The sequence below is a fragment of the Methylacidimicrobium cyclopophantes genome (assembly GCF_902143385.2).
GTDB classification, from domain to species: domain Bacteria; phylum Verrucomicrobiota; class Verrucomicrobiia; order Methylacidiphilales; family Methylacidiphilaceae; genus Methylacidimicrobium; species Methylacidimicrobium cyclopophantes.
The window spans coordinates 1-7,890 of sequence record NZ_CABFUZ020000164.1 but is presented as its reverse complement, the minus strand read 5'-3'; the positions used below and the strand labels follow the sequence as shown (position 1 = coordinate 7,890).

At 62.3% G+C, this 7,890-nt stretch carries 8 protein-coding genes; 2 read left to right on the top strand and 6 right to left on the bottom strand.

Annotation, left to right across the window (positions count from 1 at the left end):
• On the bottom strand, window positions 1-764 hold a 764-nt coding region (locus FN369_RS07660), incomplete at its 3' end, for an NnrS family protein (RefSeq protein WP_142525586.1).
• Between the two features lie 375 nt (window positions 765-1,139).
• Window positions 1,140-1,271: a hypothetical protein gene (locus FN369_RS11580; protein ID WP_281290937.1), complete on the bottom strand. Its 132-nt coding sequence runs from the start codon at window positions 1,269-1,271 to the stop codon at window positions 1,140-1,142.
• A 255-nt stretch (window positions 1,272-1,526) separates the two neighbouring features.
• On the opposite strand from FN369_RS11580, the gene FN369_RS07655 reads away from it, so the two are divergent.
• A complete protein-coding gene (locus FN369_RS07655; RefSeq protein WP_246189616.1) occupies window positions 1,527-2,624 on the top strand; it encodes a multicopper oxidase domain-containing protein in 1,098 nt (365 codons plus the stop codon).
• Here the strand turns inward: FN369_RS07655 and FN369_RS07650 are convergent.
• The 4 genes from FN369_RS07650 to FN369_RS07635 all read right to left on the bottom strand — a co-directional run bounded on the left by FN369_RS07650 (window position 2,621) and on the right by FN369_RS07635 (window position 7,064).
• On the bottom strand, window positions 2,621-3,502 hold the full coding sequence (locus FN369_RS07650; RefSeq protein ID WP_246189615.1) for an N-acetylmuramoyl-L-alanine amidase family protein: 882 nt from the start codon (window positions 3,500-3,502) through the stop codon (window positions 2,621-2,623). The two genes, FN369_RS07655 and FN369_RS07650, sit on opposite strands and share 4 nt — an antisense overlap.
• A gap of 94 nt (window positions 3,503-3,596) precedes the next feature.
• On the bottom strand, window positions 3,597-6,338 hold the full coding sequence (locus FN369_RS07645; RefSeq protein ID WP_142525585.1) for a TonB-dependent receptor: 2,742 nt from the start codon (window positions 6,336-6,338) through the stop codon (window positions 3,597-3,599).
• Complete coding sequence (locus FN369_RS07640; protein WP_142525584.1) at window positions 6,335-6,562, bottom strand: helix-turn-helix domain-containing protein; 228 nt, start codon at window positions 6,560-6,562, stop codon at window positions 6,335-6,337. The genes FN369_RS07645 and FN369_RS07640 overlap by 4 nt, the downstream gene beginning before the upstream one ends.
• Window positions 6,563-6,683: 121 nt before the next feature.
• The gene (locus tag FN369_RS07635) at window positions 6,684-7,064 is read right to left on the bottom strand and encodes a hypothetical protein (RefSeq protein ID WP_142525583.1); all 381 of its coding nucleotides are present in this window, start codon (window positions 7,062-7,064) and stop codon (window positions 6,684-6,686) included.
• 224 nt (window positions 7,065-7,288) lie between these two features.
• Between FN369_RS07635 and FN369_RS07630 the strand changes: the two genes are divergently transcribed.
• The gene (locus FN369_RS07630; RefSeq protein ID WP_142525582.1) at window positions 7,289-7,837 is read left to right on the top strand and encodes a hypothetical protein; all 549 of its coding nucleotides are present in this window, start codon (window positions 7,289-7,291) and stop codon (window positions 7,835-7,837) included.
• Window positions 7,838-7,890: the final 53 nt, after the last annotated feature.

The window sequence follows — 7,890 nt, the reverse complement described above, 5'->3', positions numbered from 1 at the left end:
CCCGCCAGCGCTCCCCCCGCCGCTTCCCAGAGGAAGCTCGCAAAAAGAACCAGGGCGGCGATCAGGGCCGCGAGCGCGCGCAAAAGCCAGGCCCGGGTGGGGATTCGGGCTTCCGGGAGGCTCTCCCGGCTCGGCAAGCCGTAGAAACGCGGGAGGAGAAAGGCCCCCACGCCCAGGATCGGAAGCAGCGGGAGGCCTTGATAGAGCAAAAGCAGACTGAGCGAGTGGAGGAAGGGAGAAAAGCGCAGCCCTCCTTCCTCGGACGCGATCCAGAGGCTGCCGACGACCGCTCCGAGAAGGCCGAAAAGGGCGAGAAGAAAGCTCGGCGGGGGATTGTCCCTTCTCGCCGGGAACCGCGAGGCGAGCAACCAGAGGAAGCAAAGGATCGCGCTCCCGAACAGCCCGTCCCCCCATCCGGTCAGCCCGAAGAGATGGAGCAGACCGACCGCCGAGAGCGCCGCGGCGACTCCGCCCGTCTCCCAAATCGAAAACCGTTTGACCTCGAGGAGGCGAGGCACCGAGGTCCCCAGGAAACCGATCACGAAACTCCCGACGAAGCCCTCGATTACAATTCGCGGATGGCTGATCGGCGGCGGCGCCCACGCCAATCCCCAAAAAAAGAAGAGCGGCCAGATCGCGACTCCCAAGCCCCCCAAAAGAACGCCCAAGGGGAAGAGCATCCGATAGGGCTCCTGGGCGCACAACCCGATCCACTCTCCCCACGGGAGAGGCTCGGTTCCTTGGTTTTTCCCTTTTGCCTCCACCTTCCGTTGATTTTATTACAGAACCGACCGGTTCGGAAGGCTACTCCGACCACGACGAAAAGAACCGCAAGGACCGTCGCTGCGACGATCTGGGCGGCCAGGAGCGGCAACCGATCCGGATTTTGCAGGAATCGCACCATCGCTTCTTCGCGGCTCGAAACCCGCAGCATCGCTTGTCAGGAGGGCCAAAACGGATCGAGCCAGCTCTTCGTGAGGTCGGGCGCAGAATAGGCGCCGATCCCGAAGATCGTCTGGAAATCGAGGCGGGCCCGCGTATGGCGCCCTCCGAAGAGAAGCTCCTCCCCGCCGAGAGCCGGACGGTAGCGGTTCGTCCCGGGGTCCAGCGCATACCCAATTCGGCGGTTGATCCTCGTATTACTCCGGGACAGTCCGTCCCCCTGGGTGGATCGGGCGAAGCGTGTCGATCGAAAGAATCGCTAAAAGGGCCGCCATCACCGCCGTTGCGCTGATCGCTCCCGCGCGCCAAAACTTGGGATCCTCGATCACGCGACCTCCCGTTCCCCGCGAAAGCGGACCGCTTACTTCGATCTTACCCTCGCGGAGAGTCGAGAACAAAGCTATGCCGTCCGGTCCACCGAAACAAGCGGAATGGGTCCTCGAATCACAAGCTCTCCCCACCCGGCAGGAGCTCTAGCGATCTTTTGTCTCTCGGGCTTCTTCCCCGGAGCCCCGGCCCCCGTTTGCGCCTCTCCGCTCGAAAACGACCATGGACCTTATCCGACCTCGATACTAGTCTTGTCGGTGCCAACCCCTTCGCTCATGCCCCCTCGACAGAAACATCGGACGCCGACCTCCGGACCCGCTTTCCTCTTCATCCCAAGCCTCCTCGCCCTCGCCCTCTCGTTCTTCGCCTTCGCCGCATCCGCCGACCCCCCCGCTGCTTCCGACGGTGCCGTCCCCGATATCAGCCGCGATCCCTCCGACCTCCCCGGCCCTCTGGGAAAGAGGCCGCCGAAGCTAGTCAAAGTCACGCTCCATACGATCGAACGGGAAGGAAAACTCGCGGAGGGTGCCTCCTTCCCGTATTGGACCTTCGACGGACAGGTCCCGGGTCCGTTCCTGCGCGTCCGTGTCGGCGATACTTTAGAAATCCACCTTGCCAACGATCCGAAAAGCCGAATGGTCCATTCGGTCGACTTTCACGCCGCATGGGGATTTTCCGGGGGAGCCGCGGCGACCCAGACCATTCCGGGTCAGGAAAAGGTCTTTACCTTCCGGGCGCTCAATCCCGGCCTCTATCTCTACCACTGCGGAACGCCGATGGTAGCCCAGCATATTGCAAACGGCATGTACGGCCTGATCCTGGTCGAGCCCGTCGGAGGACTTCCCAAGGTCGATCGGGAGTTCTACGTCATGGAAGCGGAAATCTACACCTCCGCCCCCATAGGTTCCCGTGGTCCGCAGACCTCGGACCTGACGAAGATCCTCCGTTCGGAACCCGAATATTTCGTCTTCAACGGATCGGTCGGCGCATTGAGTCGACATCCGCTTCGAGCGAACGCCGGGGAGAAGATCCGGATCTATTTCGGGAACGCCGGTCCGAATTTCTCCTCCAATCTCCATCTGCTCGGAGCCGTTCTGGAGCATATCTCCCCGGATGGAAGCGTCCTTTCTCCCTTGCGCGAAAACACCTGTTCCCTCTTCGTCCCCGCAGGCGGATCCGGTTTTCTCGAATTCGCACCCAAGGTCTCCGGCCGCTATCCGCTGATGGACCATTTTTTCGCCCGGATGGAAAAGGGCTTGGGCGGAGAACTCATCGTCGAGGGTCCTTCCGATCCTGCGATTTCCCACGAAGGTCCGGCAACTCCGAGCGGCAAGACGAAACGATCTTCGCGCTAGCCGGGATCTCTCGGAAGGTTTCTCCCCAAAGCCTCTCGTTCCCAGCCGGGCGGAGAGGAGGCTTCCCCAAGGCATCCTGGAGAAGGCGCCCAGCCCGATTCCCCACCCGCGCGGACCGTCTTGGCCCGGTGCTTCCCATGATGTTTCTTGCGCGAATGCTTCGAGACGGTCCGGGCATCCGAGGCCCGGGAAAGGGGAGCCCAGATCTCCGGCACGGCCGCGATTCCTTGGTCTCCGAGGCGCGCCTCTTCCAGGATGCCATCCGCGATCGCTCGGGCGATCCGCTCCCGCACCTGCGGCTGCGCTACCAAGCGCGCCTCGCGCGGATTGGTCAAATAGGCGCATTCGGCCAGAACCGCGGGAATCGTCGGATTGCGGGTGAGCCGCAGCCTTCGCCGGGTGACCCCCCGGCCCGACTCGCCGACCACGCCCGCCAGGTAGTGCTCGATGCGGGTGGCTAATCCGTGGCTGTCCGCATGCCAGAAGAAGGTCTCGGCACCGCGGACGCTCCCATCTCCGAGCGCGTTGTAGTGAATGCTCACCACCACGGCTCCCGGTCCCAACCGGTTCGCCATCCTCACCCGCTCATCGAGGTCGACGAACCGATCGTCGGTTCGAGTCATGACCACCCGAAACCCCTCCTTGCGCAAGAACCGCGCCACTCGCCTGGCCGTGTCGAGAGCCAGATCCTTTTCCAAAAGCCTTCCGCCGGGGAGCGGACGGCTCGTTCCCCCGTTGTCGCTCCCCCCATGCCCGGGATCGAGAAGCACTACCGAGAAGGGACGCATCGGAGCCGCGAAAGCAGCCGTGGGGGATGTAAAACCTCCCACCAGCGCTACCAGGCCCGCCAGGAGCCGTTGCATCCAGATCGCTTTCACGGAAAGGCCGGGATGTTCCGATGTAAAAGACTGCAGCCAAGTAGGAAGTAAAGCTTTTTTTTGCAAACGGCCGATGGAAGGCTCCGGAGAAGGCTCAAAACCGGTAGCTGAGCGTCCCCTGGACCCAGAACGGCCATCCGGCCGCGACATAGTCCGAATTGGAGGCCACGTCCGAAGCGAGCCCGCTCGCGTAAGGAAGCCAGTAGACCGAGTTGAGGGTATTCCAGAGATAGACCGTCAAGCTCCAATTGTCCTTCTGGTAGGTGGCGCTCAGGTTGGTGACATACTGGGTCGGCACCACCGCCGAGTAGTTGTAGAAGAGCGGATAGCTGCTCATCACGAGCGCCGACGCGGTCAAGGAGAGCCCGAAGTCGGTCCGGTAGGTGACCATCGCGTTGGCTGTCTGGTTGGGAAGCCCGATCCAGTTGTAAACCCCTGGGATGCCCGAGACATTGATCGGAGCCACACCGGTTCCGTTGTCGTCAAGCGGAAGATTGTGGCGGAAGGCGTAGCCCGTGGAATAACTCTGGGTTTGGCTCGGACCATAAGGGAGAGACGAAAAGTTCCAGGTGCCGTGCATGTAGGCGTAGCCCGCCCGGAACCACCAGTGGCGGTTGGGCTGGTAGGTCGCATTGTACTCGAAGCCCTGGAGCAGGCCCGGATTAGGCTGGAAGCCGATCTGGTCCATGTAGAGGTTCTGGTGGAAGAAGGCGAAGGACATGTAGAGCTTGTCGTGCAGGAGGCTCAGCTTGGCTCCCACCTCCCCGAGCTCGTTGAGCAGGTGCATCTCCTGCGAGGTCTGCGTGGGAACGAAGCCCCCCATGTCGGCCGCAGCCGTCACATACTCGTAGTTGAAGTTGCCGTAGAGGCTGAGCCAGGGGAAGGGCTTGTAGACCGGGCCGATCGAGAAGAGCGGGTCGATCATCGAGGTCTGGAGCTGCGTGTACTCGATCGAAGGCGTGCCGGGAGGGGTCTGCGCGCTGATGAAGTAGGTCGTCGCCCGCAGCCCGTACTGGAGGCTCAGCTTCTCGCCAAACTTGATGTCGTGCTGCCAGAAGGGCGCGATCGACCAGTAGGTCGAATCGGTCGTTCCCGTCGTCCCGTTGAGCGGCTCGAAAAAGTAACCCCCCGCACCTCCCGGAATCGGCCATTCCCCGCCCCCCGGCGCGTTCGGGTTCAGGATCGCGGCCTGGAAATAGGGAGTATTGCGGACATCCCAGAGCAGCGGGTTCTGCGCCATGCTGAACATGTTCGGAGAGTTGATCAGCATGGTCGAAACGTAGTCCTGGTTCCTCTGAAATACCCATTCGAGTCCGGTGTCGACATTGTGCGAGATCGCGAAAGCATCCTTCTCTCGCTTCCCCGACTTGTCTCCCCCGATCGGGGTGTCGAAGGCGAGGCGGCACTCGGTCCGGTTGTCGACCTCGTAGTCGCCCATCACCGCCTCGTCGTAGAAGTAGGACGGCTGAACGGAGTCGTGGCGGGTGTACCAGACGAGCGTATTGTTCACCAGATCGAATCCCTCGTCCACATGGACCTTCTGGATGAGCTGGGTCATCCCCTGGTATCCGGTCTGCTGGGCGTAGGGGCTCATCAGGAGCTGCCTCCGGTTGACCGGACCCAAGCCGACCCCGTAAGTCCCGAAGCCGAGGGGGGAGGGAGCAATCGGGGCCCCGGGGTTGGCGGCCCAAAAGTTCTGAAAGTAGGGGATGCTCCCCCACCGGGAGGGGGAAAGGGCTCCGATGTAGTCGAGCGAGCCCCCGCTCTGGAAGAGCGCGTTGGTCGGCCGGTTGAAGCCCGCATAGCCGATCGGCGAAAAGGAGGCGAAATCGGCGTCGACGTAGAGGTCGGCCGAATAGTTGTCGACCGGCTTCCAGCCGAGGGCCAAGTAGAGGTTCTGCTGGTCGTTGTGGACCGTCTGATACCAGCTCCCGCTCTCGATCCCCATGTAGCTCACCCGATAGGCGAGCTTGTGCTCCTTGTCGATCGGTCCGCCCATGTCGCCGCCCCACATGTACTGCTGATACATCCCGGTCGAATCCCAGGCGTTGCCCCGGAACTTGTCGAAGTAGGGCTGCTTGGTCGTGTAGTTGACATAGCCCGAAGACTCCTGGCCTGCGCCGAAGACCGCGTTCCCGGGGCCTTCGACCATGTCCATCGACTCGATCATGTTCCAATTCCACGGAAGCCCAGAGTTGACCATCTCCACGTTCATCACGCTCATCGACATCCCGTTGATGAAGGGCAGAGCCTCGTTGCCCCGGATGTAGGGCGCCGGGGAGATCCAGGCGTCGATGCTGCCGAAGGCCGTGGGATTGATCATCGCGAAGCTGATCGGATTCATATATCCGCCCTGCGCATTTACGCCGGCTGCATCCATCAGGGTCTTGTTGATCGGCGTGACCTGCCTCGGGATATCCATCACATCCATCGGGATCCCGTAGACCGAATCGGTGGGAGCGGAGGTCGGGAGCATCTGGGGAACATTCGATACCGCCTTCACCGTCACCGGGGCCATGGTCGACTCGGGCGTCGCTTGCTCCAGAGGGGCGGCCGTCCTCGTCCCCGAGCCGCCGGAAGGACCGGACAAATCCGACGACGGATCCGCCGGGCTCGGAGGGAGCTGACCCCAGAGCAGCGGCCGGAGGACGAGCAGCAGGCCCATCGCGAGCGCCAGGCAGCTGCCTCTTGCGCCGCCCGGGCAGAGCCCGATCCGGCCCGACTTCGCCCCCGGCAAGCGGCCAGACTCTTTTCCTTCCCGAATGGAGCGCCCGACCGCGATCGAGCGCCCCCCTCCCACTCCACGTCCGCCCGCAGGGAGCGCAATCTCCTTCATCGATCGGACGCCTCCAGGCTTTGCCGCGCGAGCCCATTTCCCGTCAAGCGGCCGATTCGATTCCTCGCAATCAGGTTTTCGACCGATTCCGCGAAGATTCGCAAGGATCCTGGTCCGACCCGCGTTCCCTCGAGCCGCCCTTCGTCCACCCAGCGGTAGATGGTCCAGCGGCTGACACTCAACATCCGTGCAGCCTCGTCGGGCCGCATCAATTTCTTTTGCACATCTCCTCCCCAAAGTTGACGTTCGCGTTCTTCGCGCCGAGCCCCGGAATGGCCGCCCAATTGTCAGGACAAGCCAACCCGGACGGAGCTCGAGCGCATATTGCCGTGACCGGCAAAATGGCTACGCGAGATGTCGGGGAGGAGGAGAAAGGGGACGATCGGTTCGGATCGTCACTGCGGGCCGCTCGACGGGCGGTGTTTCGGGCGAGAGAAGCAGGGGCGTCAAGGCGGTCGCGTCCGCGAGAGAGAAGAGACCGAAATCTTCCTGGGACCTTTCGGTCCTCGAGGAGTGCTCCTCCTTGCTCTTGCCCTTGACGACCTTCTTACAGATCTGGCAGGGATGCTTCCCGTCAAAGGTCATCGTCAATCCCGTTTCCATCCCGTAACTCTGCGCATAGCGCACAAGCATTCCGGCCCACGCGGCTCCCTGCCAGAAGAGCCAGTGGCCCCCGGCGAGATGACAAGCCGCCAGGAGAGCGAACAGGATTCCCGCTTTTCTCAAGATAGGTCCTTGTTGCCTCTATCGTCGTTTTGTGTCAACCGCTTTTTTTGCAGTTTCCTCCCTGGCTCTCCGAGGAACACCTTCCGGCAAATTGTCTCACCAAAACGAGGGCCCTCGCCGTTCGGCGGTTCCAAAAGTCGCTGGGTTTTCCAAATAAGCGTACTGCATAACGTTTTCTCTTGCTTTTCAAATTAGGTACGCTAATTATATGGCAAATTGCTGCGATGAACGCAGACACACTTATGGAGGAAAGCATGATTGCCCAGTACGACACGATCCCAGCGACGCAAGAAACCCCGAAGCGCACTTTGCGCCAGCAGGACGGCTCGGCCCTCGGGGCTTTTGCCAGACGATTCGCGCAGTGGACTTGGCTCGCCGCCTTGACGCTGCTGCTCGTCTCCCTCCCTGCGACCGCCGCCTTCTTTTACGATCTCTTCCGCTGGCCCGGCGCAGACGGCTCCTTCGTGCGGCAATGGGTGATGGAAGGCTATCCCACGAGCTTCGCACTTCTCGCCATCTTGGCGGAAGCGAGCCTTGCCTATGTGCTGGTTGCTCGGAGGGTAGTGCGCTGGCCCTATCTGCTCCTACCCGCTTTCGTCGGACTGGCCTGGATGGGACAACTTGCGGTCGTCTTGGCCACCCCGGGGCACCCGGCGATTACCCCGCTCCTCGCCTTGAAGGCCGCGTTGCTCGCACCGGCAGCGGCCCTCCTCTTCGCGATCCCCCCGTGGATCGCCGAAGGGCTCGAGCGGCGAAAGGCCGAGAGCGCCTAGTTTGGCGGATTCCGTGTTTGTAGTGCCATCGGAAAGGGCGGACTCCCGGTCCG